Source organism: Streptomyces sp. MNU76, from assembly GCF_020982545.1.
Lineage (GTDB): Bacteria > Actinomycetota > Actinomycetes > Streptomycetales > Streptomycetaceae > Streptomyces.
In genome coordinates, this window is the sequence record NZ_JAJKLK010000022.1 from 120189 (window position 1) to 145465 (window position 25277).

19 protein-coding genes, 1 tRNA gene and 3 pseudogenes are annotated in these 25277 nt (G+C 71.4%); 12 read left to right on the forward strand and 11 right to left on the reverse strand.

Translation table 11 applies throughout. The features are described from left to right. Nucleotides 1-48 precede the first annotated feature (48 nt). The 3 genes from E4N62_RS35565 to E4N62_RS35575 form a co-directional block, all read right to left on the reverse strand. Nucleotides 49-909: a DivIVA domain-containing protein gene (locus tag E4N62_RS35565; protein WP_374117142.1), complete on the reverse strand. Its 861-nt coding sequence runs from the start codon at nt 907-909 to the stop codon at nt 49-51. A 261-nt stretch (nt 910-1170) separates the two neighbouring features. Next, complete coding sequence (locus E4N62_RS35570; protein ID WP_230221144.1) at nt 1171-4002, reverse strand: SUKH-4 family immunity protein; 2832 nt, start codon at nt 4000-4002, stop codon at nt 1171-1173. A gap of 7 nt (nt 4003-4009) precedes the next feature. Next, nucleotides 4010-4996, reverse strand: a complete 987-nt coding sequence (locus E4N62_RS35575) for an SMI1/KNR4 family protein (protein WP_230221146.1) — start codon at nt 4994-4996, stop codon at nt 4010-4012. 324 nt (nt 4997-5320) lie between these two features. Between E4N62_RS35575 and E4N62_RS35580 the strand changes: the two genes are divergently transcribed. Further along, nucleotides 5321-5821 carry a YwqJ-related putative deaminase gene (locus E4N62_RS35580; protein ID WP_184893165.1) on the forward strand — a complete coding sequence of 167 codons (501 nt, stop codon included), beginning with the start codon at nt 5321-5323 and terminating at the stop codon, nt 5819-5821. Between the two features lie 117 nt (nt 5822-5938). After that, nucleotides 5939-6433: an SUKH-3 domain-containing protein gene (locus E4N62_RS35585; RefSeq protein ID WP_230221148.1), complete on the forward strand. Its 495-nt coding sequence runs from the start codon at nt 5939-5941 to the stop codon at nt 6431-6433. A gap of 216 nt (nt 6434-6649) precedes the next feature. On the opposite strand, the pseudogene E4N62_RS35590 reads toward E4N62_RS35585, so the two are convergent. Then, nucleotides 6650-8007, reverse strand: a pseudogene (locus tag E4N62_RS35590) (sensor histidine kinase). A 168-nt stretch (nt 8008-8175) separates the two neighbouring features. On the opposite strand from E4N62_RS35590, the gene E4N62_RS35595 reads away from it, so the two are divergent. From E4N62_RS35595 to E4N62_RS35625, 7 genes are all read left to right on the forward strand, one after another. Beyond that, nucleotides 8176-9036 (forward strand): hypothetical protein, encoded by an 861-nt coding sequence (locus E4N62_RS35595; protein ID WP_230221150.1) that lies wholly within the window; start codon nt 8176-8178, stop codon nt 9034-9036. Between the two features lie 14 nt (nt 9037-9050). Continuing rightward, nucleotides 9051-9123, forward strand: a tRNA-Gln gene (locus E4N62_RS35600). A 136-nt stretch (nt 9124-9259) separates the two neighbouring features. Next, entirely contained in the window at nt 9260-10708 is a 1449-nt protein-coding gene (gene glmU / locus E4N62_RS35605; RefSeq protein WP_230221152.1) for a bifunctional UDP-N-acetylglucosamine diphosphorylase/glucosamine-1-phosphate N-acetyltransferase GlmU, read from the forward strand. 109 nt (nt 10709-10817) lie between these two features. Beyond that, complete coding sequence (locus tag E4N62_RS35610) at nt 10818-11792, forward strand: ribose-phosphate diphosphokinase (protein WP_230221154.1); 975 nt, start codon at nt 10818-10820, stop codon at nt 11790-11792. A 235-nt stretch (nt 11793-12027) separates the two neighbouring features. Next, nucleotides 12028-12621, forward strand: a complete 594-nt coding sequence (locus E4N62_RS35615; protein ID WP_230221156.1) for a 50S ribosomal protein L25/general stress protein Ctc — start codon at nt 12028-12030, stop codon at nt 12619-12621. 74 nt (nt 12622-12695) lie between these two features. Beyond that, complete coding sequence (gene pth / locus E4N62_RS35620) at nt 12696-13298, forward strand: aminoacyl-tRNA hydrolase (protein WP_230221158.1); 603 nt, start codon at nt 12696-12698, stop codon at nt 13296-13298. 78 nt (nt 13299-13376) lie between these two features. Beyond that, nucleotides 13377-13910 (forward strand): hypothetical protein, encoded by a 534-nt coding sequence (locus E4N62_RS35625; RefSeq protein WP_230221161.1) that lies wholly within the window; start codon nt 13377-13379, stop codon nt 13908-13910. Between the two features lie 168 nt (nt 13911-14078). On the opposite strand, the pseudogene ppc reads toward E4N62_RS35625, so the two are convergent. Further along, nucleotides 14079-16809 (reverse strand): annotated as a pseudogene (gene ppc / locus E4N62_RS35630) (phosphoenolpyruvate carboxylase). Nucleotides 16810-17189: 380 nt separating this feature from the next. Here ppc and E4N62_RS35635 point away from each other — a divergent pair. Both E4N62_RS35635 and E4N62_RS35640 read left to right on the forward strand, forming a co-directional pair. After that, complete coding sequence (locus tag E4N62_RS35635) at nt 17190-18221, forward strand: fatty acid desaturase (RefSeq protein ID WP_230221163.1); 1032 nt, start codon at nt 17190-17192, stop codon at nt 18219-18221. Beyond that, nucleotides 18218-18895, forward strand: a complete 678-nt coding sequence (locus E4N62_RS35640; protein WP_230221165.1) for a TetR/AcrR family transcriptional regulator — start codon at nt 18218-18220, stop codon at nt 18893-18895. The genes E4N62_RS35635 and E4N62_RS35640 overlap by 4 nt, the downstream gene beginning before the upstream one ends. Before the next feature lie 244 nt (nt 18896-19139). On the opposite strand, the gene E4N62_RS49785 is transcribed toward E4N62_RS35640, so the two are convergent. The 5 genes and pseudogenes from E4N62_RS49785 to E4N62_RS35660 all read right to left on the reverse strand — a co-directional run bounded on the left by E4N62_RS49785 (nt 19140) and on the right by E4N62_RS35660 (nt 23767). Further along, entirely contained in the window at nt 19140-19781 is a 642-nt protein-coding gene (locus E4N62_RS49785) for a hypothetical protein (protein WP_374117143.1), read from the reverse strand. Nucleotides 19782-19937: 156 nt separating this feature from the next. After that, complete coding sequence (locus E4N62_RS49790) at nt 19938-21182, reverse strand: glycosyltransferase family 4 protein (RefSeq protein ID WP_374117144.1); 1245 nt, start codon at nt 21180-21182, stop codon at nt 19938-19940. Nucleotides 21183-21634: 452 nt separating this feature from the next. Further along, nucleotides 21635-22501, reverse strand: a complete 867-nt coding sequence (locus E4N62_RS35650; protein WP_230221167.1) for a PaaX family transcriptional regulator C-terminal domain-containing protein — start codon at nt 22499-22501, stop codon at nt 21635-21637. A gap of 83 nt (nt 22502-22584) precedes the next feature. Next, complete coding sequence (locus E4N62_RS35655) at nt 22585-22953, reverse strand: glyoxalase (RefSeq protein WP_230221169.1); 369 nt, start codon at nt 22951-22953, stop codon at nt 22585-22587. Continuing rightward, nucleotides 22950-23767: pseudogene (locus E4N62_RS35660) on the reverse strand (trans-aconitate 2-methyltransferase). Before E4N62_RS35660 ends, E4N62_RS35655 begins: the two are co-directional and overlap by 4 nt. Before the next feature lie 154 nt (nt 23768-23921). Here E4N62_RS35660 and E4N62_RS35665 point away from each other — a divergent pair. Continuing rightward, a complete protein-coding gene (locus E4N62_RS35665; protein ID WP_215455947.1) occupies nt 23922-24419 on the forward strand; it encodes a MarR family winged helix-turn-helix transcriptional regulator in 498 nt (165 codons plus the stop codon). On the opposite strand, the gene E4N62_RS35670 is transcribed toward E4N62_RS35665, so the two are convergent. Beyond that, nucleotides 24378-25154 (reverse strand): response regulator transcription factor, encoded by a 777-nt coding sequence (locus tag E4N62_RS35670; protein WP_230221171.1) that lies wholly within the window; start codon nt 25152-25154, stop codon nt 24378-24380. The genes E4N62_RS35665 and E4N62_RS35670 overlap by 42 nt on opposite strands. Nucleotides 25155-25277: the final 123 nt, after the last annotated feature.

A 25277-nucleotide genomic window follows, 5' to 3' on the forward strand; every position in this document is an offset into this window, starting at 1 on the left:
ACGCACCCACCAACGCCGCCGCGCCCCCGTCCCCGCCGCCCTACTCCGTCAGAGCCGACAGACTCTCCCGGATGCAGTCCATGTGCGCCCGAACGTCGTCCCACCTCTCCCCGTGCTCCCGCAGCACCCTCGGTCTCCCGCCACCCACTCCTCCCGCCGCCGAGCCTCCGCCAACGCCTCCGCGGCCCGCTCCTCCGCCTCCTCCCCCATCCGCGCCACATCGGCCTCCGCCTCGGCGAACCCCCGCTCGGCCGCGGCAAGCTCCGCCTCCGCACGCGCGACCCGTTCGGCCAGCCCCTCGTCGAACGCGGCCTCCCGCTCGGCCACCTCCCGCTCGATCCCGGCCACCCGCTCGTCGTACTCCTTCTGGAGCTCCGCGAGCATCCCTCCGCCCGCTCCCGCGTCTCCGCAGCGCGGCCAACGCCTCGCCCGCCCCTCCTTCACCCCACGCCGGGCCTCGATCCGCAGTTCGTCCGCCTCGGCCTGAGCCGCCAGCAGCACCTGCCGGGCCCGCTCCTCGGCCTCGTCCCGCACCTTGTCGGCGTACGCCTGCGCAGCCCCCCGCAGCCGCTTCCCCGTCTCCTCCGCGTCCGCGACGATCCGCCGGGCGTCCTCGCGCCCGCCCTCACTGACGGCCTCGGCCTCCGCGACACCGAGCTCGAACAGTTCCCGCGCCCGCCCGCCGAGCGCCTCGTACGTCTGCGGGGCGAGCCCGGCGACCGTCTCGCGCAGCACGTCGAGGTCCGCGCCCATCTCCCGGGCCAGCACGGTCAGCCGGGCGGCCCGCTCCCAGGCGGCGTCACGGTCCCGGGAGAGGGCCGCCGCGTGGGCGTCGACCTCCTCGGGACGGTAGCCACGCCGTACGACGTCGAACTCGAAGTCATGGGGTGCCGTCGGTGCGCTGCTCATGCTGGGCCCTCTCCGCCGGACGCACACGAAATGATGATTTCGCGCCACATCTTGATGGATCGGACCAAAGGGTTCATAACGCGACACTCCGTGCGAGGTCACGGGAGCGGACAGCCAGACATCCACAGGACCGCCCCAGCCATCCACAGGGCCTCGCCCCGGACACGCGCGAGGGCCCGGCCCGGATCACCTACGTGTCCGGGCCGGGCCCTCGCGTCCCGCGGATGGCGGGCGGCCGACGTGGAACTCAGCCGCGACGGGTCACAGCAACCCGTCCCACATCTCCTCCAGCAGCACCGACCACCAACTCTCCGGCGACGCCAGCGCCGCCGGGTCGAGGGCGGCGAGCTGCGCCTGGAAGTCGACGGTCCACCGGCCCGCCTGCTCCTGGTTGAGACCGAACCGCAGCCGCCACATCCGCCCGAGCAGAGCCAGACAGCGCGCGAACTCGGGCAGACCCGTGTTCACGAACTGCGGCGGTACGGGCGCACCGCCCGGCCCCGCCTCCACCGGCACGGCCACGATGTTCGCCGTGCCGTACTGCACACAGAGCGCCTTGCCGAAGTCGCTGCCCATGACGAGGTACGAGCCCGCGTCGGCCGCCGGCTGCACCCCCCGCTCCTGCGCCAGCTCCGCCAGCGTCGGCACCGGACGCCCCGGCTGGGCCTGCGCCCAGAAGAAGGGGCCCATGTCCACCGGCAGCCCGGCGACGACCAGGGTGTGCGCCACGACCGGCGGAACGCCCTGCCGCGACACCGCCTGCTGGTCGAACCGGAACACCCCCGGCCCGAACGCCGCCGCCAGCTCCTGCCCGATCACCTCCGGCGGGACCGGCGGCGCCGGCTGCACCGGCGGCAACGGCGCCCGCACCGGCGCGGGCCGCGCGGGACCGTCCGCGACCTGGTGCAACTCGCCCTGGTGAGCGAGGAGTTGAGCCATACCCTGCTGCCGGCTCGCGTGGTCCTTGCCGTACGGGGCGATGGAGGTGATGCGCGCGTTCGGCCACTGCTCACGGATCATCCGCGCGCAGTACGCCCCGGGCAGCTCGCACGACTCCAGCTCCGTGTGCAGCTCCAGCACGGCCTCCGGCGGGATGTTCATCCCGCGCAGCTCGTGGAAGATCTGCCACTCCGGGTGCGGCGTGCCCGGCGCGGAACGCCGGATCACCTGCTGCTCGGACCCGTCCGGCGCCCGGAAGCGCAGGACGGCCTGGTAGCCGGGGCCCACGGTCGGCTGACCGGCGGGCGGCTGCGGATAGCCGTACGCCGGCGGGGAGCCCATCGGCGGCACCGGCTGACCGGGCATCCCGTGGGGAGCACCCGGCGGCATCCCGGGCGGACCGGGCGGCTGCGGAGCCCCGGGACCACCGAGCGGCGGCCCGGCCAGCATCGTCTCGGCGTGGTGCACGGGACCGGGGGCCCCCGGCGGCGTCCCCGGAGCCCCGGGGGCACCCGGACCGCCCACGGCGGGCCCGGCGAGCATCGTCGCCGCATGGTGCACACCACCGGCGGGCGTACCACCGGGCGGATTCGGCGCACCAGGGGCACCGGGCGCGTGCGGAGTGCCCGGCTGGCCCGGAGCCCCAGGGGGCCCCGGCGGCAGCGGCGCGCCCGGTCCGCCCACGGCGGGCCCGGCCAGCATCGTCGCCGCGTGATGCACACCACCGGCGGGCGTACCACCGGGCGGATTCGGCGCACCAGGAGCACCGGGCGCACCCGGCTGACCGGGAGCCCCCGGGCCCCCCGGACCGTCCGGTCCGAGGGCGGAGACCAGTTGGGTCGGCACGTACCCGCCCGCCGGGGTGCCCGGAAGACCGGGACCGGACTGCGGCGGAGGCGTGGCGCCCGGACGCGCACCCGGCGTGCCGGGGGTCCCGGGCGGAGGCGGCGGCGCACCGGCCGCACCGCCCCGGCGCGGCGGCGGCGCGGCCTTGCTGGTGGCGGCGTCGGCGATGTCACCGGCGTGGGGCGCGAGCGAGGGCCCCGGAGGCGGCGTACCGGGCCCCTGCGGACCGGGTCCCTGGGGAGCACCGGGCCCCTGCGGATAGCCGTACGACTGCGGCGCGCCCGGCGGCGGGGTCCCCGGGCCGGACGGAGGCTGCTGCGACGGCTGCGCGGGGCCGCCCGGCGCGCCCGAGTCGGCACCGGGGACACCGAGGGCCGGCGCCACCGTCGTACGCGGGAGCTGGCTGCCGCCGGAGATCAGCGCCGTCCTGGCCTCCGGCGGCGCACTGGGCGGCGGGGCGTCGTCCGCGTCGCTCACCTCGGACAGCTGGGGCGCGAACACGGTGTCCGGCAGCGGCACCGAACGGTCGTCCTCGGCTCCGGCGTTGGTGTCCGTACCGGCCCAAGGGGTCGCCCCGTCGGGCTCCGCGTCATGCGGCTCGGCGTCCCTCGGCGGCACCGCGTCCCGCACCTCGTCGTCCGCCGACGCCGCGGCCGGCCACGGCGTGGCGTCGGCGGGCGCGTCGGACGCCCCACGACCGGCCGACGGCGACTGGCCGACCGGCCCCGCCATCGTCTCGGGCAGCGAACCACCGTTCCCGGACACCCCGCTGGCACCCGCGCCACCGGAACCACCCGTACCCGAACCGGAATCGACGGCACCCGCGGCGGCCGCAGGATGGGACCCGCCCCCATCGGACGCACCCGCACCAGAACCAGAACCGGCCCCGGAGCCGACCCCCGAACTCGCACCCGCACCGGTGCGGTGGTCCGGAATCCCCATCCGGTCCGCCGCGTCCTGCAACCACTCCGGCGGAGTCAGCAGGAACGACGTCTGGTTCAGGTCCACCCGGGCCGCAGGCGCCGGCGCGGCGGCCGGGGCGGCCTCCGTACGGCCGTACTCCTCCTCGAACCGGCGGATCACCTCACCCACCGGCAGCGAAGGCCACAGCGTGGCCTCCCCGCTGTCCCGGGCGATCACCAGCCGCTGCGCGCCACCGTCGGAACGCGGGCCGTCCGCCCGGTCCTCCGCCCACACCACGAACCCGAGCTCGAACTCCCGCACCCGCACCTCACGGTGCTGGTAGCCCGGCAGATCACCGTTGATCCACTCCTCGGCGCGCTCCTGCGCCTGAGCGAACGTCACCATCGAAAACTCACTCCCCCGCGACCGGCACGGCACGCGCGAAGCCACCGTCCACCATCAGGTTGGCCACCGTCTCCAGTTCCGGCGGATTGCCCGCCAGCCGGGACAGGAACGCGTCGAAGTCCTCACCGGCGGGGAGCAGCAACCGCTCCACCCGCGCGGCCGGCGGCCACGACGGATCGACATCACGGGCGTCGTCGTACGCGCAGAACCAGACCGACCCGATCCGGTCGCCCTTCACCTTCACCGCGAGGATCCCGCCCTGCGCGAACGCCACGGCCAGATAGTCCTTGGTGAGATGGTCCCGCAGACACTTGTTCACGTACACCAGGTCGTTGACCGCGGCCTCGTCCCGCACCGTGAAGAACGGCTGGTCCACCAGCAGCCCCAACTCCGCGTCCAGCGCCGCCCCCACGGGAGCGCAACCGCCCGCCGCCTTCAGGAACGACCGGTACGCGCCCGGCAACCGGTACCCGAGATCCTCCTCGACGCCCTGCACCTGCGTCTCGGTCACCGCCACCGCCGACGACTTCGGCAGCCCGAAGTGCGCCGGCCGGGTCTCCTGCAACGGCCGCGTACCACGCTTGTGCTGGTCGACGCGGGCCGTCGCGATACCACCGTGGTGCCGCAACAGCGCCTTCACCTCGACCGGCACCAGCTCCAGCCGCCGGCCACCCGGCGCGTGATGCCACGTCCAGCCGTGCGGCGTCGCCACCGGCGGGATCGTGTCCCACAGTTCGTGCCCGGACGCCGCCAGCGCCGCGTTCGCGGACACATAGTCCGTCAACCGAAGCTCGTCCACGCCGAAGCCCTCCGGGGGATCGGCGATCTCCGCCGCGGCACGCGCGTAGGGCGAGAAGTCCGGATAGCCGTGCGCGTCAACACGGACACCCCTCGGGTGACGCGCCGCCCGGACCGGGTCCGGAAACTGCACGACCTGCCCGGCGTAGGCCGCGTTCGGCGGCGCGGCTTGCTGCCCGAGCCGACCTGTCGTCATGGCGGTAGCCCCCTGCGGCGTTCTGTGAGACCTGTTCTGGCTGGGTTGTTGCTGTGTCGTACTGCTCTCCGACAGCAGAAAAGGCCCTGGTACGGCCTGTTCTGTCCGCCCTCGATCGCAAGACCGAACGGATCGCGGTTGTCGACAGCCTAAGCGGTACGGCGACACCGGTCATCGGGCCTCCGCTTCCGTGACCAGCCGTCACACCACCCTCACGCAACGCCGAAGACCGGGCGTGTCGTCCCGCCCCAGCTTCCGCACCGGCCACGCCGTTTGGCACTCTGTGTCCCCTGGCGGGGGATGCAATAGGAGGGGATCACGATCATGAGCGCGACGCAGGCGGGACCATCGGGCGACCCCCGCATCGGCTGGAGCACCGCGGAACAACCGCACGCCCCCGCCCTCCTCCACCGCCGCGACGGCATCCTGCCGACCGTGGCCGCCGCCCTCTCCGTACGCGGCGAGACCCTCACCGGCACCGCCGCCCGCGGCGACCACGCGCCACCCCTGCACCCCCTGGTCCAGGAGTTCCTCGACTCCCTCGCCACCGACCGGCGCGACCGCTTCACCGGCCGCTGCGCCGAGGCCATCCTCATCTCCCGCCACATCACCGGCGCCGACGCGGCCCGCAGCAAGCGCGCCGCCCGCAGACCCATGTCCAACGGCGAAGCCCGCAAGGCCCTCAAACAGGCCAAGCTCACCACCCGCCACATCCGCGAGGACGGCGACCCCCTGCACGGCGCGTTCGCCACGCCCTGCCGCTCCTGCGCGGCCCTCAGCGCCCACTTCGGCGTCCGCATCGTGGACCCGACCCAGGAGCCCTAGGAGCCCGGCACCGCGAAGATCGCGTCAGAACACACGACCAGGGCGCGAAACCACGAAACCCAGCCACGAACGACCGCCCCCGACGCACCCCACGAACCACCGACGAACAAAGGGCAGATGCACACAGACCGCACCTCCACCACGCGCTTCTCCGTCCCCGTCGACGCCACCCTGCGCGCCGCCGGATGGCAGCCGGGCCGCTGGGGCATAAAGCAGGCCGAGATCTGGGCCGACACCCTGCGCGAGCACACCTCCCCCGCCGGCCACCGCCACGCGGTCTTCCCGGCCGCGGTCGAGGCCTGGGCCGAGTTCGGCGGCCTCCGCCTCACCGCCCAGGGACCCGGCCGCCGACTCGCCCCCGCCGACCTGCACCTCGACCCGCTGCACGGCCTCCACATGGCCCGCACGCTCGGCGACCTCGGCCGCGCCCTCGACACCGAGGTCTGCCCCCTCGGCCACGAGACCGCCACCCGCGCCCTCGTCGCCATCGACACCGAGGGCCGCACCTACGCCCTCGACCACACCGGCGACTGGTACCTGGGCCCCACCATCGACACAGCCCTCACCACCCTCCTCACCGGCACGACCCCCACCCGCCTGACAGCCAGCTGAACCCATACGCAACTGCGGACCTCGCACCTCGCTGCGGGCAATCGTGCCGCTGGGGCGATGGGGCGCCTCCCGCTCGAGCGAAGCCGAGAGTGGGGAGGGTGGGCGCAGCGGCACCTCGTAACCGCCGAGCAGCGGAACCCGCCCCCGCCCCACCACAGCCGCCGGGCACCCTGAGCACCCCGGGTGCCCACAACCCCGGCACTCAGCTCCCCACCCCTACGCCGCCGGAATCACCGCGGACACCCGAAACCCCCGGCATCCGTGGGCCCGGACACGAACACACCCCCAGCTCGGCCACCCGCTCCTTCATCCCCAGCAACCCGTTCCCCCACTGGGCAACCGCGCCGCCCCCGCCGCCCCCTGGCTCCGGCGGCGGCCCGTTCTCCACCTGCATCGCGATCTCCGCCGCCCGATGCGCCAGCCGCACCCGCGTCTTCGCCCCCGCCGCATGCTTGTGGACGTTCGTCAACGCCTCCTGCACCACCCGGTACGCCGTCTGCTCGACCTCCGCCGCATACACCCGCACCTCCCCTCCACCGACAACTCGACGACCATCCCCGCGGCCGCCGACTGCCCCACCAACACCTCCAGCTCCGCCAGACTGGGCCCCTCCGCCGCCTCATTCTCGGCCCGCCGCCGCCGCGGCCGCCGCCCCCACCGCCGCCAGAGGCACCGGCGCGGGCACCGCCCCGGACGCGGACGCCGACCCCGGCCGCACCCGCGCCATCGACGAGAACCCTCCCCGACCGCAACACCCCGAGCATCTCCCGCAACTCGGTCAAGGCCTGCCGCCCCATGTCCCCCACCAGCGCCGCGTTCCGCACGGCCTTCTCCGGATCCTTCCGCGCGACGGCCTGGAGAGCGGCCGCGTGCACGACCATCAACGACACCCGGTGCGCCACGACGTCATGCATCTCCCGCGCGATCCGGGTCCGCTCCTCCCCCCGAGCCCACTCGGCCCGCTCCTCCGCGCGCTCCGCGAGCAGCTGCAACTCCCGCTCCAGCGAATCCGCCCGCTCCCGCAGACTCTCCATCAACCGCCGCCGCGCCCCGACGTACAGCCCCAGCAGCACCGGCGGCGCGGTCAGCCCGATCGCCATCGTCGACGCGAGGAACACGGCGAACGCGTCCCCGCCGCCGACCGCCCCGTCCCCCTGCAGATTGCTCCGCGTCGCCTCGACGAACCACACGATGAACACACCCGCGAACGCCATCCCCGACAACGCCCCGATGATCCGCCTCGGCGCCTCCGACGCCGCCAGCGTGTACAGCCCGACGAGCCCCATCAGATAGCCCATCTGGGCGGGCGCCACGGCGATGAAGACCAGCACGACGGCGACGGGCCACAGCCGCCGCACCAGCAGCACGGAGCCGGCCAGCGCGCCGAACAGCACGCCGACGGCCTCCGGCAGGGCGGCGTTACGGGCGAACTCGACACCCTGGATCGAACACTCGACCGCCGACACCAGCGCCAGCCCGCCGTCGAGGACCGCGCTCCGCCGCCGGTCCCACCACCACGGTCCGGCCCCGTCCCCCGTCCCGGCCGCGGTGTGGTCTTCCCCCGTCGTGGTCATACACCCAAGCCTACGTTCGAGCGCCCCCGCTTTTCCGGCGAGTTTCCCGTAGTGGCCCACACCACGCCCCACCTTCGAACAGAAGCGAAACCACCCACTTTCCCTCGAACTGCTGAATCGCCCGCCGTTCGATCCCGGAACCCCTGATTCCACCCGGACGGTATGCCCATGGCACATCCCCACAGCAAGTACGCCGACTTCGAGACCCTCCGCGACCAGGCCGTGGCCCTGCGCCGCGAGGGCCACAGCCTCCGGCAGATCCGCGACAAGCTGAAGATCTTCAACAACGACCTGCTGAACCGACTCGTCAAGGGCGAACCCCCACCGGAGTGGACCAAGCGCCCCAACGCCAAGGACGACCTCAAGGCGAAGGCGAGAGAGCTGCGGCTCCAGGGCTGGACGTACGACCAGATCCAACTGGAGCTCGGCTGCTCGCGAAGTTCGATCTCGCTCTGGGTGCGAGACCTGCCGAAGCCCCAGCCTCGCTACACGCCTGAAGAGCGACAGGCACTCATGCACGAGGGGCTGGCCCGCCTCCGTGCCGCTGAGAACGAGGCGCGCTCGGAGAGCAAGCACGCGGCGCATCAAGATGTCCAGACCCTGTCGGCTCGCGAGCTCTTCATGGTCGGCGTCGCCCTGTACTGGGCCGAGGGCGCGAAGAGCAAGTCCTACGACCGCCGCGAGCGCGTCACGTTCGTCAACAGCGACCCAGGCGTCATCGAAACCTACCTCGCGTGGCTGGACCTCCTGGACGTCGATCGCGAGCGGCCGCGCTACCGAGTGCTCATCCACGAGTCTGCGGACGTCGAGGCCGCGCACCGGTACTGGGCCGAGCTGGTGCAGGTCGACACGTCGGTCTTCGCAAGGCCGACGCTCAAGAGGCACAACCCGAAGACCGTCCGCAAGAACACCGGTGAGGACTACCACGGCTGCCTGGTCGTCACGGTGGCCAGAAGCGCCCATCTGTACAACCGCATCGAAGGCTGGTGGCAGGGAATCGTGGCGCAGGCGCAGGAGCGTCTCCGGTAAGGTCTGAGGCGCTGTCCCCCGTGGTGTAACTGGCAGCACACTAGATTTTGGATCTAGCAGGACAAGGTTCGAATCCTTGCGGGGGAGCTCACCGCACACGCGACCTCAGTTCGGGTCCTGACCCAAGCACCACGGTCAGGACCCGCTCACATTTCCCCCTCGCAATGCCCCGGTATCCTGCGGATGTCCACACCCCACACATTCACAGCCGAAGGGCATCCCCGTGAGCGCAACCCGCCCGGCAGCCGTCGTCGTACTCGCAGCGGGTGAGGGCACCCGTATGAAGTCGGCCACACCCAAGGTTCTGCACAGCATCTGCGGCCGCTCCCTGGTGGGCCACGTCCTCGCCGCCGCGCGCGAGCTGGACCCCGAGAACCTGGTCGTCGTCGTGGGGCACGCCCGCGAGAAGGTCACCGCGCACCTCACCGAGGCCGACCCCGGCGTACGCACGGCCGTCCAGGCGGAGCAGAACGGCACGGGTCACGCCGTACGGATGGGCCTGGAGGAGCTGGGCGGCGTCGTCGACGGCACCGTGGTCGTCGTCTGCGGTGACACCCCGCTGCTCACCGGCGCCACCCTCCGGGCCCTGGCCGCCACCCACTCCGCCGACGGCAACGCGGTGACCGTGCTGACCGCCGAGGTCCCGGACGCCACCGGTTACGGCCGCATCGTGCGGGACGGCGCCTCCGGTGCCGTGACGGCCATCGTGGAGCACAAGGACGCCACCGAGTCGCAGCGCGCGATCCGTGAGATCAACTCCGGGGTGTTCGCGTTCGACGGCCAGCTGCTCGCGGACGCCCTCGGGAAGGTCAGGACGGACAACAGCCAGGGCGAGGAGTACCTGACCGACGTCCTCGGCATCCTGCGTGAGGCCGGGCACCGGGTCGGTGCCTCCGTCGCGGGTGACCACCGGGAGATCGCGGGGATCAACAACCGCGTGCAGCTCTCGGAGGCGCGTCGCATCCTGAACGACCGGCTGCTCACGGAGGCCATGCTCGCCGGGGTGACCGTGATCGATCCCGCCACCACCTGGGTCGACGTGACGGTGACGTTCGAGCAGGACTCGGTCGTCCACCCGGGCACCCAGCTCCTGGGGGCCACGCACGTCGCCGAGGGTGCGGAGGTGGGCCCGAACAGCCGGCTGAAGGACACCACGGTGGGGGCGGGTGCGCGCGTGGACAACACGGTGGCGGACGGTGCCGAGGTCGGCCCGCAGGCGAGCGTGGGGCCGTACGCGTACTTGCGGCCCGGTACCCGCCTCGGGCTGAAGTCGAAGATCGGCACGTATGTCGAGACCAAGAACGCGACCATCGGTGAGGGGACGAAGGTTCCGCATCTCTCGTACGTCGGTGACGCGACCATCGGTGAGTACTCGAACATCGGCGCGGCGAGCGTGTTCGTGAACTACGACGGTGAGAACAAGCACCACACGACTGTGGGCTCGCACTGCAAGACGGGTTCGGACAACATGTTTGTGGCGCCTGTCACGGTCGGGGACGGTGCGTACACCGCCGCCGGGTCCGTGATCACGAAGGATGTGCCGCCCGGTTCGTTGGCCGTGGCCCGTGGCCAGCAGCGGAATATCGAGGGTTGGGTGGCGCGCAAGCGGCCGGGGAGCGTGTCGGCGAAGGCTGCCGAGGCTGCGTCCCGGGAGGGCGAGAGCGAAAGCTGACTGGAAACAGGTGCGCCAAGGACGTCGTACCGTGATACATGCACACCCGCACCCCAGCTGGCGAGCGGCTTGCGCGCGCCTGGCTGAGAACCTCTGAGGAGACAGTGCTGTGACCGGGATCAAGACGACCGGCGAGAAGAAGATGATGTTCTTCTCCGGCCGCGCCCACCCCGAGCTTGCCGAGGAGATCGCCCAGCAGCTGGGTGTCGGGGTCGTCCCGACGAAGGCCTTCGACTTCGCGAACGGTGAGATCTATGTCCGCTACGAGGAGTCGGCGCGAGGTGCGGACTGCTTCCTGATCCAGAGCCACACGGCTCCGATCAACAAGTGGGTCATGGAGCAGTTGATCATGATCGACGCGCTGAAGCGTGCCTCGGCCCGTTCGATCACCGTCATCGTGCCGTTCTACGGTTACGCGCGGCAGGACAAGAAGCACCGTGGTCGTGAACCGATCTCGGCGCGTCTGATCGCGGATCTGATGAAGACGGCGGGTGCGGACCGGATTCTGGCCGTGGATCTGCACACGGACCAGATCCAGGGTTTCTTCGACGGGCCCGTCGATCATCTGTTCGCGTTGCCGCTGCTCGCGGACTATGTGGGCGCGAAGGTGGACCGGGACAAGCTGACGGTGGTCTCGCCGGACGCGGGTCGGGTGCGGGTGGCGGACCGGTGGTGCGACCGTCTGGGTGCGCCGCTGGCCATCGTGCACAAGCGGCGTGACAAGGACGTGGCGAACCAGGTGACCGTCCATGAGGTCGTGGGTGAGGTCAAGGGTCGCGTGTGTGTCCTGGTGGACGACATGATCGACACCGGTGGCACCATCTGCGCGGCGGCGGAGGCGTTGTTCGCGCACGGTGCGGAGGACGTCATCGTGACGGCGACGCACGGTGTGCTGTCGGGTCCGGCGGCCGATCGGTTGAAGAACTCGAAGGTGAGTGAGTTCGTGTTCACCAACTCGCTGCCGACGCCGAGCGAGTTGGAGCTGGACAAGATCACGGTGCTGTCGATCGCGCCGACGATCGCGAGCGCGGTGCGTGAGGTGTTCGAGGACGGTTCGGTGACGAGCCTGTTCGACGAGCAGTAGAGACGTCGTAGATCACGTCGTAGATCGTTTTGGGTACGGCCTTCCTCTCCGAGTAGACTGCGGAAGTTGCTCGGCGAGGGAGGCCGTACGCGTTTCCGTCTCAGGACGGTGGTGCGGCTGTCCGTTATCGACGCGCTCTTCGTAGCAGGCCGTTCGTGGCCGGGTGACCTCCCCCACTCTCGACTTCGCTCGAGCGGGGGGACCCCCATCGCATCCAGTTCTACGAGGAGTGATCATGTCCGAGGTGAAGCTCACCGCGTCGACGCGTACCGAGTTCGGCAAGGGTGCCGCCCGCCGTATCCGCCGTGACGCCAAGGTTCCCGGCGTTCTCTACGGTCACGGTTCCGACCCGCTGCACCTGACCCTGCCGGGTCACGACCTGCTGCTCGCGCTGCGTACGCCGAACGTCCTGATCTCCCTGGACATCGACGGCAAGACCAGCGAGCTGGCGATCCCGAAGTCCGTGCAGCGTGACCCGATCAAGGGTTTCCTGGAGCACGTGGACCTGCAGCTGGTTCAGCGTGGCGAGAAGGTCAACGTCGAGATCTTCGTGCACACCGAGGGTGAGCTGGCCCCGGGTGGCAACCTGCTGGAGCACGTCCTGAACGCGCTGCCGGTCGAGGCCGAGGCCACGCACATCCCCGAGTCGGTGACGGTGTCCGTCGAGGGTCTGGCGGCTGGTGACTCCGTGCTGGCCAAGGACATCCCGCTGCCGTCGGGTACCAAGCTGGGTGTCGACGGTGACACGGTCGTTCTCCAGGTTCTGGCCGCGCAGGCGGAGGAGCCCTCGGAGGAGGCCGCCGAGGGCGACGCGGCCGCGGAGGCCTGAGCCCCGGCTCCGTCATCGGCTCGTCAGCCGCTGCTTCCCTTCGGGGGGCGGCGGCTGGCGCGTATCAAGGAGAGATGGACGTGACGACCGATCCGAGTGCCCCCTGGCTGATCGCCGGGCTGGGCAATCCCGGGCCCGAGTACGCGGCGAACCGGCACAACGTGGGGTTCATGGTGGCCGATCTGCTGGCCGAGCGGGTCGGGGGGAGGTTCAAGCGGGCCGGGAAGGCGCAGGCGCAGGTCGTGGAGGGGCGGATCGGGCCGCCGGGGCCGGGGAACCGTCGGGTGATCCTGGCGAAGCCGATGTCGTACATGAACCTGTCGGGTGGGCCGGTGACCGCGTTGCGGGACTTCTACAAGGTGCCGGTGGGGAACATCGTCGCGATCCATGACGAGTTGGACATCGACTACGGCACGCTGCGGCTGAAGTTCGGCGGTGGTGACAACGGTCACAACGGGCTGAAGTCGATGACGAAGGCGATGGGGTCGGACTACCACCGGGTGCGGTTCGGGATCGGTCGTCCGCCGGGTCGGATGCAGGTCGCGGACTTCGTGCTGAAGGACTTCTCCACCACGGAGCGCAAGGAGTTGGACTATTTCGTGGACCGGGCGGCGGACGCGGTGGAGTGTCTGGTGATCGAGGGGTTGGAGCGGGCACAGGGGACGTACAACTCCTGACCTGGTCCGCATATATCCCGTTTCGCCCGTCATCGCGTGCTGGCCTGCGGGAGTTGACCGACCGCTGTGCCATGGCCAATGATCCCGGCCATGCCCGACAGGAAAGCCCCCGCTCACCGTTCGCGGCACCGTGCGCGCCCGAGCGGCGCTGGCGCGTCCGCCGCGCTGCGGTACGGGCGGCTGGTGGCCATGAGTGTGACCGCGGTGGTGATTCTGATCGCCGGGGTGTGGGGGTCCTGGGGCTGCGCCCAGCACGTGATGCTGAGCAAGGGGCGCGAGCAGGGCACGCTGACCGTGTCCGAGTGCCGGGACGAGACCTGCTGGGGGCCCTACCAGCCGGTCTCCACGGGCTCGCAGGCCCGCGATCGGGTCGACATCGAGCGGTCCGTGGCGGTGGAGACGGGTCGGACGTACACCGTGGTCGTGAAGCCGGGCAGCAGCGATGTCGTACGGACGGGCCCGGCGGGCCTGCTGCACGCCTGGGTGCCGCTGGGCGGGGCGCTGCTGCTGGCGGCGGTGGTGGTGGCCGGCGGCCTGCGGATGGTGCGCTCGGCGTGGGTGCTGGGCGGGTTGGGTGTCGCGCTGATCACGGCGGCGTGGGTTGCGCTGTGAGGGGTTGTCGGCTGACGGCAGGTGGGGGCTTCTCGCGCAGTTCCCGCGCCCCTGAAAGCAGGGGCTGCGCCCGTGCTTTTCGGCCCGAGAGGGCGTAGGCCCTCAAGGGGCGCGGGAACTGCGCGACCAGCCCCCACCGAACCGGTCAGCCGCGAACGCCCCCCGAAGTCACCCCGTGTTGCGCAGCCCCGCCGCGACCCCGTTCACCGTGAGCAGCAACGCCCGCGCCAGCAAGGGGTCCGCGGCCTCCCCCGAAGCGGCAGCGTCCCGCTGACGCTTGAGCAGGGCGACCTGGAGATACGAGATCGGGTCGAGATAGGCGTCCCGGATGGAGAAGGTCTGCTGCAGCACGGGGTTGGCGTCCAGCAGCTTGTCCTCGCCGGTGATGCGCAGTACCTCGCGCACGGTCAGCTCGTGTTCGGCCCGGATCGTGTCGAAGACGTGCTTGAGCTCGTCGGGGACGAGGGTGTCGACGTAGTGCTGGGCGATTCGCAGGTCCGTCTTGGCCAGCGTCATCTCGACGTTGGAGAGGAAGTTGCGGAAGAAGTGCCACTGCTCGTGCATCTCGTCGAGCACGGTGTCCAGGCCCGCTTCGCGCAGTGCCTTCAGGCCGGAGCCGACGCCGAACCAGCCGGGCACGATCTGCCGTGACTGGGTCCAGCCGAAGACCCAGGGGATGGCCCGCAGTCCGTCGAGGGAGACGCCCGAGCCGGGGCGGCGGGAGGGTCGTGAGCCGAGGTGCAGGTCGGCGAGCTGGTCCACCGGTGTCGAGGCGAGGAAGTACGTCGGCAGGTCGGGGTCCTCGACGAGCTTGCGGTACGCGGCGTGCGCGGCGTCCGACACGAGGTCCATGGCCGCGTCCCAGCGGGCGAGGGACTCCACCGACTGGCGGGGGGCGGTGTGCAGGGCGGAGGCCTGGAGTGTGGCGGCGACCGTCAGTTCCAGGTTCTCCCTGGCCAGGGAGGGGACGAGGTACTTGTCGGAGATGACCTCGCCCTGCTCGGTCACCTTGATCTCGCCCTCCAGCGTGCCCCAGGGCTGCGCGAGGATCGCGTCGTGGGAGGGGCCGCCGCCGCGGCCGACCGTGCCGCCGCGGCCGTGGAAGAGGCGGAGTCGTACGCCGTAGCGGTGGGCGACGTCGCGCAGGCGACGCTGTGCCCGGTGGATCTCCCACTGCGAGGTGGTGATGCCGCCGAACTTCGACGAGTCGGAGTAGCCGAGCATGACTTCCTGGACGTCTCCGCGCAGGGCGACGAGCCGCCGGTAGGACGGGTCGGCGAGCATCTCTTCGAGGATGGTGTCGGCGGCCTTCAGCTCGTCCGTCGTCTCCAGCAGCGGGACGATGCCGATCTTGGCCCAGCCGGCGTGGAGGTCGATGAGTCCGGCCTCGCGGGCGAGGACGGTGGCGGCGAAGACGTCGTCGGCGCCCTGGCACATGGAGATGATGTACGACTCGATGACCTCGGGGCCGAAGACGGTGAGCGCCTTCTTCACGGTCTCGAACACGCCGAGGGTCCTGGCGCCGGCGGCGTCCAGCGGCGCGGGTGTGGGGGCCAGCGGCCTCCTCGACCGGAGCTCACGGGCGAGGAGCTTGTGGCGGTACTCGCGGGGCATGTCCTCGTAGCGCCAGGACTCCTCGCCGAGGCGGTCGAAGAGCTGGCCGAGGGCGTGGTGGTGGGCGTCGGCGTGTTCGCGGACGTCCATGGTGGCGAGCTGGAGGCCGAAGGCGGCCAGGGTGCGGATGGTGCGGTTCATCCGGCCGTCGGCGAAGAGGCCGCCGCGGTGTTCGCGCAGGGAGGTCTGGATGAGGGTGAGGTCGCGCAGGAGTTCGGCGGTGCCGAGGTAGTCGCGGCCGTCCTCGTGCGGGATGCCCTTGGCGAGGCGTTCCTTGGTGTTCTCCAGCTTCTGCCGGATGCAGGTGGCCTTGAGCCGGTAGGGCTCCTCGGCGTTGAGGCGCTTGTAGCGGGGGCTGATCTCGGGCAGTGCCTCCAGGTCGGCCTGGAGGGAGACGAGGAGTTCCTCCGTGGCACCCGTGTAGCGGATGGAGTTGGAGAGGAAGCCGCGCAGTTCGTCGATGAGTTCGAGGGCGTCGTTGATGCCGTGTTCGTGCTGGAGGATGAGGACGTCCCAGGTCACCTGGGGGGTGACGTTGGGGTTGCCGTCGCGGTCGCCGCCGATCCAGGTGCCGAAGGTGAGGGGGCGGGTGGCGTCGGGAGGGTGACGCCGACGCGTTCCAGTTCGGCGGTGAGGTCCTCCAGGACGTCGCCGACGGCGTTCGCGTGCAGTTCGTCCAGGTAGTAGATGGCGTTGCGGGCCTCGTCGGCGGGCTCGGGGCGGACGACCCGGAGTTCGTCCGTCTGCCACACCAGGTCGATGTTCTCGGCCAGCCGGATGTCGTAGCGCCGGCGGTCGGACTCGATGACGGGGGTCTCCAGCAGCGCGGCGATGCGGCGGAGCTTGTTGAGGACGGAGCGGCGGGCGGCCTCGGTGGGGTGGGCGGTGAAGACGGGCGGACGTTGAGGTTCCCGACCGTCTCGCGCAGGTGTTCGGGGTCTGCGTCCTTCAGGCGATCGGCCGTACGGGCGAGGAGACCGCCTTCGGCGGCACGCCGTGCCCTCAGCTCGCGGCCCCGGTGTACCTGTTCGGTGACGTTGGCGAGGTGGAAGTAGGTGGAGAAGGCGCGGACCAGCTTGGCCGCGGTCTCCAGCTCCGTGCCGCGCAGCAGTTCGGCGGCGGCCTCACCGTCCTCGCGGGTCAGGCGGCGGACGCGCTCGACCAGGTCCAGGAGTTCGGGGCCCTCCTGGCGTACGAGGGTCTCGCCCAGTAGGTCACCCAGGCGCCGGATGTCGGCGCGCAGCTCGCTGCTGACCGTGGTGGTCTGGTCGTCGGCACTGCTCACAGGTGCGGCTCCTTGCAGTGTTGAAGCTCGGCTGAGGGGAACCCGGGTGGGGGCCCGGCGGCCCGGCCGTCGTGGTGGGGCCTGGCCGCGGGACAGGATTCAGAGCGGACCGCGCTGTCCGAACGAGTCCAGGATAGGCGTCCACCTGGGCGCCCTCGGCGACAGGTGCCACTTTTGCGGCACTCAGTGCCACCTGTCCATCGGGCCCGCTGGTTACACCTGGACGCGCAGCCGGGCGGACCCTTGCCGACCGGCACCGCACTGCCATACTTACGATGCCGTAGGTTACGGAACCGTAGGGAAAGCCGACAGGTGCCCCTCGCATGCTGTGCCGCAGGCACCTCCCCCTCTCTCCACCCTCGACCCCCCAGGGGACGCCCATGAGCTCAAGGCCCGATGTGATCGAAGACGCGCCGAATGCGCCAGGTTCTCCAGGCTCCGCACCGACCGACTCCCCCGCGCCGTCGGCCACGCTGGGCGGCGAGCAGAAGCGTTCGATCGAGCAGATCACGCTGCTCCTCTTCATCACCGTCCCCTTCCTCGCGCTCCTCGCGGCCGTGCCGCTGGCCTGGGGCTGGGGCGTGAGCTGGCTGGATCTCGGCCTGCTGGTGTTCTTCTACTACCTGGGCTGCCACGGCATCACGATCGGCTTCCACCGGCACTTCACCCACGGCTCGTTCAAGGCCAAGCGCCCGCTGACGATCGCGCTGGCGATCGCCGGTTCGATGGCCGTCGAGGGCCCGCTGGTGCGCTGGGTGGCCGACCACCGCAAACACCACAAGTTCTCCGACGCCGAGGGCGACCCCCATTCGCCGTGGCGCTACGGCGAGACGCTCCCCGCGCTGATGAAGGGCCTGTGGTGGGCGCACATCGGCTGGATGTTCGACGAGGAGCAGACCTCGCAGGAGAAGTACGCCCCGGACCTGGTCAAGGACCCGGCGCTCCGCGCGATCTCCCGCCACTTCATCTACTGGACGATGCTCTCCCTCGCCCTTCCGCCGCTGATCGGCGGTCTGGTGACGATGTCCTGGTGGGGCGCGTTCACCGCGTTCTTCTGGGGCTCGCTCGTCCGGGTGGCGCTGCTGCACCACGTGACCTGGTCGATCAACTCGATCTGCCACGCGGTCGGCAAGCGCCCCTTCAAGTCCCGCGACCGCTCGGGCAACGTCTGGTGGCTGGCGGTTCTCTCCTGCGGCGAGTCCTGGCACAACCTCCACCACGCCGATCCCACCTCCGCCCGGCACGGGGTGGAGCGCGGCCAGCTGGACTCCTCGGCTCGGCTGATCCGGTGGTTCGAGGTGTGCGGCTGGGCGTACGACGTCCGCTGGCCGTCACGCTCGCGTATCGATTCCAGGCGCAAGACGGGCGAGGACGGCTCCCGGCAGCGGAAGGCACCCGCCGAGGCGGCATGATTGACGCCGTGGCGACCGACTCCAGCAGCACCCCGAGCAATGACAAGCCGCGGCGTGTTCGCCGCACCCGGATGACGGGCGCCGAGCGCCGTGCGCAGTTGCTGGAGGTCGGGCGCGCGCTGTTCGCCGCCAAGGGCTTCGAGGCCACGTCGGTGGAGGAGATCGCGGCGAAGGCCGGGGTGTCCAAGCCGGTGGTGTACGAGCACTTCGGCGGCAAGGAAGGGCTGTACGCGGTGGTGGTGGACCGCGAGATGAGTCGGCTGATGGACATGGTGACCAGTTCGCTGACGGCCGGGCACCCGCGTGAACTCCTCGAACAGGCCGCGTTCGCGCTCCTGGACTTCATCGAGGAGTACACGGACGGCTTCCGCATCCTGGTCCGTGACTCGCCCATCCCGCAGTCGACGGGTTCCTTCGCGTCGCTGATCTCCGACATCGCCACGCAGGTGGAGGACATTCTCGGCCGCGAGTTCAAGAGCCGGGGCTTCGACCCGAAGCTCGCGCCGCTGTACGCGCAGGCGCTGGTCGGGATGGTCGCCCTGACCGGCCAGTGGTGGCTGGATGTCCGCCGGCCGAAGAAGGCGGAGGTGGCGGCGCATCTGGTGAACCTGGCGTGGCACGGGTTGGACGGCCTGAACCAGAAGCCGCGGCTGATCGGCCACCGGAAGTCTTGAGCCGGGGGGTGCGTGGTGGGGGCGGTACGCGGTCGGGTACGGGTCCGGTGGGGCTTCTCGCGCGGTTCCCGCGCCCCTGGCAGGCTGCGCCCCTGCTTTCGCCCTGAGTGGCCGTAGGCCCCTCAAGGGGCGCGGGGAACCAAACGCGACCAGCCCCCACCCACCCGCACCCGCCATCGCTCCCGCACCCCGAGCTACCGGGCGCCCCCGTCCACATCCTTCGCGCTGAGCGCCAGCTCGTTGTTCACGGTGAAATACGGCCGCACCCGCGTCCACCCCCGCTCACCATGCTCGAACACCTGCCCAGGCACCAGATCGGTCTTCCGCCGTTCCACCACATCACCCCCGATCCGCCCCACCGGCACGTCCCCAGCCGCAGATCCCACAGATCGTGCTCGACACTCCGCCGCCCCAGGAGCTCGCCGTACGGAACGGTGAACCGGAACCCCCGCTCCCCCACAGCCCACACGGGCACACCGAAGTCGTACGCGCTGTCGCCCCGCGACACCACCCGCACCACGGCACCCTCCGAGACCACGCCGGTCACGGACTCGGCGGCCCCCAGAACCGTCCCGGTCACGGTCACCGTCCCCTCCCCCACCTCCACCGCGTCGATCTCCGCGTGCGCCGGCCGCAGCCACGTCCGCAGTGCGAGGAACCCGTCGACAGTGGGATACGGGATCCACGCCCCGACCCCCCGCTGGTCCGCCCACGGCCGCCGACCGACCAGCGCGGCCTGTTCCACCAGCCGTGCGCCCAGCCGCACTCGCTTGTTCGAGCCGCGCGGCGCGACGTAGCAGTCCCAGCGGCCCTCGGCGAGGGTGTGCTCGGCGGGGCGCAGGGTCGCCCGCACCACGGTGTCCGGCGCGTCGGCGCTCGGCAGCACCGGCACCCTGACCTGCCGCTTGCCGGGGTCGCGGCGCAGCCGGGCGATGAAGTCGAGGGGCCCGGAAGGCAGCTCGGCCGGGTCGAGGAGGACGGTGAGGCCGCCGTCGGCCAGGGCGCGGGCGTGTACGGCGGGCGTGGGCGTGGAGCGCTCCCGTCAGCCTCGGCGGCGGGGCGGCCTTCGTGGGCGGGGCCGGACGGCGCGGGCGGCGAGCCGTTTCAGCCGGGCGGCGCCGTCCCATCCGCGCCGCCGGGACCTGGTCAGTTCCTCGAAGAGGGTTTCGTAGCGCTGGGCGACGGCGGCGGGGGCGTAGGTCTCGGCCTTGACGAGGGCCTCCTTGCCGAGTCGTTCGCGCAGGGCCTCGTCGGTGACGACGCGGTTCAGCGCGTCGGCGTAGGCGTCGACGTCCCCGTCGAGCGGGACGAGGAGGCCGTCCTGGCCGTGGGTGATGATCTCGCCGGGGCCGTGCGGGCAGTCCGTGGCGACGACCGGGACGCCGCAGTGCATGGCCTCGACGATGGTCATGCCGAAGGACTCCATGTCGGAGGAGACGGCGGCGACGGCGCCCTTGGCCCATTCGGTCTCGATCGGGGAGACCGCTCCCATGAGGAACACCCGGTCGTGCAGCCCGAGGCGGTCGATCAGCTCGCGCAGGTTCTCCTTCTGCGGGCCGCGTCCGTAGATCCGCAGGGTCCAGCCGGGGTGGTCGGCGGCGACCTTGGCGAAGGCGTTCACCAGTCGGTCGTACCGCTTGATGGGGATGAGCCGGCCTGCGGCGACGATGACCCGGGAGTCCAGGGTGGACCGCTCCACGGCGGGGGCCCGGACGCCGTTGGGGACGCAGACGATGGTGGTGCCGACGTCGGGCAGGGCGGCGCGGTACTGGGCGGCGTCGGCCTCGGAGACGGTGACGAAGGCGTCGAGTCCGCCGATCGCCCGGTTCTGGTCGCCGCGCAGCGGTTCCCGGTACTGGTCGAGGCTGAGGTGTTCCTGGCCGATCCGAAGGTAGCCGCGCCGGCCGTCGCGGGCGAGGTAGCCGTTGAGGTCGGGGCGGGTGGCGATGACGACGTCGGCCTGGGTGTCGGCGAGGAAGCCGCCGATGCGTTCGTCCTGCAGGCCGGTGTAGGGCAGGTTCCCGGTGGCCCCCGTGTACGGGAACATCGTGCCGGGCCGCCGGGTGAGAGGGTGGTCGCCCTCGAATCCGGGGCCGCCTTCCCGCAGGTCGATCAGCGAGGTCAGACGGACGCGCGGGTCGAACGGGAGGGCGGGTTCGTCGCGGGAGCGGTGGACGCTGACGACCTCCACCTCGTGCCGGTCGGCGAACGCGGCGGACAGGTTGGCGGTCGAGCGGATGGTGCCTCCGATACCGAAGGCATTGTTGATCAGGAACGCGATCTTCATATGTTTTTCCCCCTGGAAACCGCCCGAGGGCGGGCAGCATCGCGCCCGCACCCCTGCTGGTCGGGCAAGGGCTGCGCGCGGGCACGGCTGTATGCGTGATACGTGGTCGACAATCGAGAAATGAATGATTCGGCGCAGCGGAAATCGGCCGATCGGGTAATCCACGAGAAGAGGCGCGGAAACGAAATCCCGACCGGACGACAAAAAAGCCTATGTGGCGCGCGTCACAAACCCCGTCAAACGCGCCGAGCGGCTCAGCAGATCACCACTGGCCCAGATCCCCCTGGTCACAGCACGAACTCCCGCTTCCCCGAACATCCGGCGGGAGACAACAAAAGTGAACTGAGAATATATCCATCACAAAGGAAAGCCAAAGAACAATATCAGCCACTCCCGCACCGGAGGCACCGGGAACCGGCGGTCGGCACGGAATACAGAAATCCGTTTTTCGGCTATGGCATTTCGAGCGGCGCGGGTCGCAGCGGGGTCGTTTGCAGAACGTCCGCCGCCATCCGCCCGGCCGGGCCCGCCGTCTGTTCGGCGATGCGCCGGAACGTGTCCTGGGCCTGCCGCGCGGGCCACTCGGCCGGCAGATGCCGCACGGGCAGGCGCGGGTCGATACGGATGACGCGCAGCCACTCGGCGACGAGGCGCAGCCGGGTGGCGATGGGGTCGGCCTCGGCGACGCCGGCGGTGCTCCACCGTTTGTCGAAGGCCACGTACCGCGCGGCGAGGGTCTCCAGGTCCCAGCTCTCGCGGATCATCAGTCCGACGTCGGTGAACGCGTCGGCCCGCGCGTGGAACACCTTCACGTGCGCGTCCAGCCCGAGTTCCGAGACGATCTCCCGGACGTCCACCCGGCCCGGGGCGATCCACAGTCCGCTGTACAGGGCACCGAACCCGGACCAGGTGAGCCGGGAGCGCAGGTCGTGCCGCTGGCGTTGCCAGGACTCGGGGAGGGAGAAGCCGAGGAGGGTCCAGGTGCCGTCCCAGTCCTCGTTCACCGCGCCGTCGCGCCAGATGCGCCGGCCGCCGTCGCGCAGGATGTCCTCGGCGTGCGGGGTGAGGCCGAAGAACATCCGCCGGCCCTCGCGCTGGCGTCTCAGCAGCCCCCGGTTGACCATCCGCGTGAGCGTGGACCGCACGGCCTGCTCGCCCGTGCCGACCCGGCCGAGCACGTCGATGATGCTCCCCGAGTACACGCCGAGGCCGCTCTCCGCCCGGTCCAGCACGTGATTGCCGAAGAAGGAGAGCACCAGCGACTGCGGCCGCAACTGCGGCACGTCGCCGACCTCGGCACCCGGGATCTCGTCCTCCACAGCGCAAGAGTACGGGGGTAGTTGGGGCCGGGTCAGGGGCGAGGAAGGGTTCCCCGCGCCCCTGACGGGGCGCGCCCCGTCAATCAGCCCGGCCGGCCCGGCTCCAGGAACTCCAACCGGTTGCCCACCGGGTCCTCGGAGTGGAAGCGGCGGTACCCCGGCAGGTCCTCGTTCCAGATCACGACGGCCCCGCGCGCGGCCAGCCGCGCGGCGAACGCGTCGATGCCCCGCACCCGCAGCCCCGGGTGGGCCTTCCGCGGCGGCCGGAATCCCGCCTCCACCCCCAGATGCAGCAGCACATCCCCTGCCGCGAACCAGCACCCTCCCCGTACGGCGAGTGCGGGTGGCTTCTGGATCTCCGCCATCCCGAGGACGCCCACGTAGTACTCCCGCAGCCGGTCCTCCGTGCCCGGCGGTGCCGCCAGCAGGACGTGGTCGACCGCGGTGATCATCGGGGCGTCTTAGGCTTGTGGGCGACGGCGAAGATGCGGCGGAACGGGAACGGGGTGCCGTGCGCCGTGCGCGGATACGCCTCGCGCAGGGCCGTGCGGTACTCGGCGACGAAGGGCGCCGCGTCCGGCCCCAGCTCGGTGAGGATCGGACGCAGGCTCGTGCCCTGGACCCAGTCGAGCACCGGGTCCTCGCCCTGGAGGAGGTGGACGTACGTCGTCTCCCAGGCGTCGACCTCGCAGCCGAGGTCGGCGAGGGCGGCGTGATAGGCGACGGGGGCGTGGACCGCGTCGTGGTGGCGGAGGGTGTCGCCGAGGCGGTCCTTCCAGCGGGCGGAGTGCGCCAGTTCGCGCATGAGGCGGTGGCTGGGCGAGTCGAAGTTCCCGGGGACCTGGAAGGCGAAGGTGCCGCCGGGGGCGAGCGCGTCGACCCAGGCGGGGAAGCGGGCGGGATGCCCGGGAACCCACTGGAACGTGGCGTTGCTGACGATCAGGTCGTAAGGCTCCGGGGGCGACCAGGCAAGGACGTCCACCCCGGCGAAGTCGATGTTTCCGCCGCCCGGGGTGGGCCCCTCGTGGTCGGCCCGGGCCCGGTCGAGCATCTCGGGCGAGTTGTCGTACCCGGTGATGCGCGCGGTGGGCCAGCGGTCGGCGAGGAGGCGGGTGACGTTGCCGGGGCCGCAGCCGAGGTCGGCGACGCGGGGTGCGCGGCGGGCGGGTCGGGGACGTGGGCGAGCAGGTCCACGAAGGCGCGGGCGCGGTGGCCGGCGTGCCGCAGGTACTGCTGGGGGTCCCAGGTGGGGCTGGTGGCGGGCATGGGGATGTCCTCCTCGTCGTGACTCTCGTCATCACGCAGCTGCCGGACGGCACTCCCCACTCTCGACCGCACATATCTCGAAGTCAAGAGACTTTGACCTAATCATCTTGACCTCAAGAGACTTCACATCGACACAACCACTACACTGATCGCCATGGAGGACGAGGTCGATCGGCTGGTCGCAGCGTGGCGCCGGGAGCGCCCCGACCTCGACGTGGAGCCGCTGGAAGTACTCAGCCGGGTGAGCAGACTGGCCCGGCACCTGGATCGCGCGCGCCGGCTGGCGTTCGCGGAGCACCAGCTGGAGCCGTGGGAGTTCGACGTGCTGACGGCGCTGCGGCGGGCGGGGAACCCGTACCAGCTCTCGCCGGGTCAGTTGCTCACCCAGACGCTGGTGACGTCGGGCACGATGACCAACCGCATCGACCGGCTGACGAAGAAGGGCCTGGTCGAACGGCTGCCCGACCCCAGTGACCGCCGGGGCGTGCTCGTACGGCTCACGGACGAGGGCCGGGACCGGGCGGACCAGGCGCTCGCCGGACTCCTCGACCAGGAACGCGCGATCCTGGCCGAACTCACCCGCGCCCAACGCGGTGAACTGGCAGGCCTCCTACGCCAGCTGACCGCCCCGTTCGACAACATCCCCGGCTAGGTCGACAGGGCCCACACCCGCCCGCCGGGCGAGGGCCACGGCGGCGAGGGTGGAGTGGACGCCCAGTTTTCCGAGGACGTTCTGCATATGGGTGCGGACGGTGTGCGGGGAGAGGAACAGGCGCTCGGCGACGGCCTTGCGCCCCAGCCCCGCCACCATGCACCGGAGCACTTCACGCTCACGCGGGGTGAGGGACTCGACGAGCCGCTCACTCTCCGTGCGGTGTTTGCGCGCGGCGGTCAACTCCCGCAGGACGCCCGTGAGCAGCGCGGGCGGCAGATGCGTCTCGTCGCGCAGCACGCCCCGGATGACGGTGAGCAGCCGGGACAGCGAGCAGTCCTTGGCGACCCAGCCGGACGCGCCCGCCTGGAGGGCCAGCGCGGCCCTGCGCGGATCGTCCTTCTCTGCGAGGACGACGATCCGTACGCTCGGCTGTCCCGAACGCACGCCCGCGACGAGCGATATGCCGTCCACGAGACCGTCCTCGCCGCCGTCCGGCGCGGGTACGGCGGTCGGCCGCGCGCCGGGGACCTGGGCATGACCCCCCAGGTCGGCGTCGACCAGCAGCACGTCGAACTTGCGCCCTTCCGCCGCCGCGCGGTCCAGACAGCGCAGCGCCGCGGGGCCGCTGCCGGCCGCGGACACGTCGACGTCCGGCTCGGCGGCCAGCGCCGCCGCGAGCGACTCGGCGAAGATACGGTGGTCGTCGACGACCAGGACTCGGATGCGAACCACTGAAACCCCCACTGGTCGGGGGACGACCGGCGCGAGTACGGCGCGCGGAGCGTGCCCCGGTTTACACCTGGGACGGGGCGTCGCAGCCGCACGGCCGCCGCCGTGCTGGACCGCTACCCCCAC

Bases quoted from the DNA above. Each gene is read 5' to 3' on its own strand.
- E4N62_RS35565 (WP_374117142.1), bottom strand. From the start codon at position 909: ATGAGCAGCGCACCGACGGCACCCCATGACTTCGAGTTCGACGTCGTA.
- E4N62_RS35570 (WP_230221144.1), bottom strand. From the start codon at position 4,002: ATGGTGACGTTCGCTCAGGCGCAGGAGCGCGCCGAGGAGTGGATCAAC.
- E4N62_RS35575 (WP_230221146.1), bottom strand. From the start codon at position 4,996: ATGACGACAGGTCGGCTCGGGCAGCAAGCCGCGCCGCCGAACGCGGCC.
- E4N62_RS35580 (WP_184893165.1), top strand. From the start codon at position 5,321: ATGAGCGCGACGCAGGCGGGACCATCGGGCGACCCCCGCATCGGCTGG.
- E4N62_RS35585 (WP_230221148.1), top strand. From the start codon at position 5,939: ATGCACACAGACCGCACCTCCACCACGCGCTTCTCCGTCCCCGTCGAC.
- E4N62_RS35595 (WP_230221150.1), top strand. From the start codon at position 8,176: ATGGCACATCCCCACAGCAAGTACGCCGACTTCGAGACCCTCCGCGAC.
- E4N62_RS35615 (WP_230221156.1), top strand. From the start codon at position 12,028: ATGTCCGAGGTGAAGCTCACCGCGTCGACGCGTACCGAGTTCGGCAAG.
- pth (WP_230221158.1), top strand. From the start codon at position 12,696: ATGGACGTGACGACCGATCCGAGTGCCCCCTGGCTGATCGCCGGGCTG.
- E4N62_RS35625 (WP_230221161.1), top strand. From the start codon at position 13,377: ATGATCCCGGCCATGCCCGACAGGAAAGCCCCCGCTCACCGTTCGCGG.
- E4N62_RS35635 (WP_230221163.1), top strand. From the start codon at position 17,190: ATGAGCTCAAGGCCCGATGTGATCGAAGACGCGCCGAATGCGCCAGGT.
- E4N62_RS35640 (WP_230221165.1), top strand. From the start codon at position 18,218: ATGATTGACGCCGTGGCGACCGACTCCAGCAGCACCCCGAGCAATGAC.
- E4N62_RS49790 (WP_374117144.1), bottom strand. From the start codon at position 21,182: ATGAAGATCGCGTTCCTGATCAACAATGCCTTCGGTATCGGAGGCACC.
- E4N62_RS35655 (WP_230221169.1), bottom strand. From the start codon at position 22,953: ATGATCACCGCGGTCGACCACGTCCTGCTGGCGGCACCGCCGGGCACG.
- E4N62_RS35665 (WP_215455947.1), top strand. From the start codon at position 23,922: ATGGAGGACGAGGTCGATCGGCTGGTCGCAGCGTGGCGCCGGGAGCGC.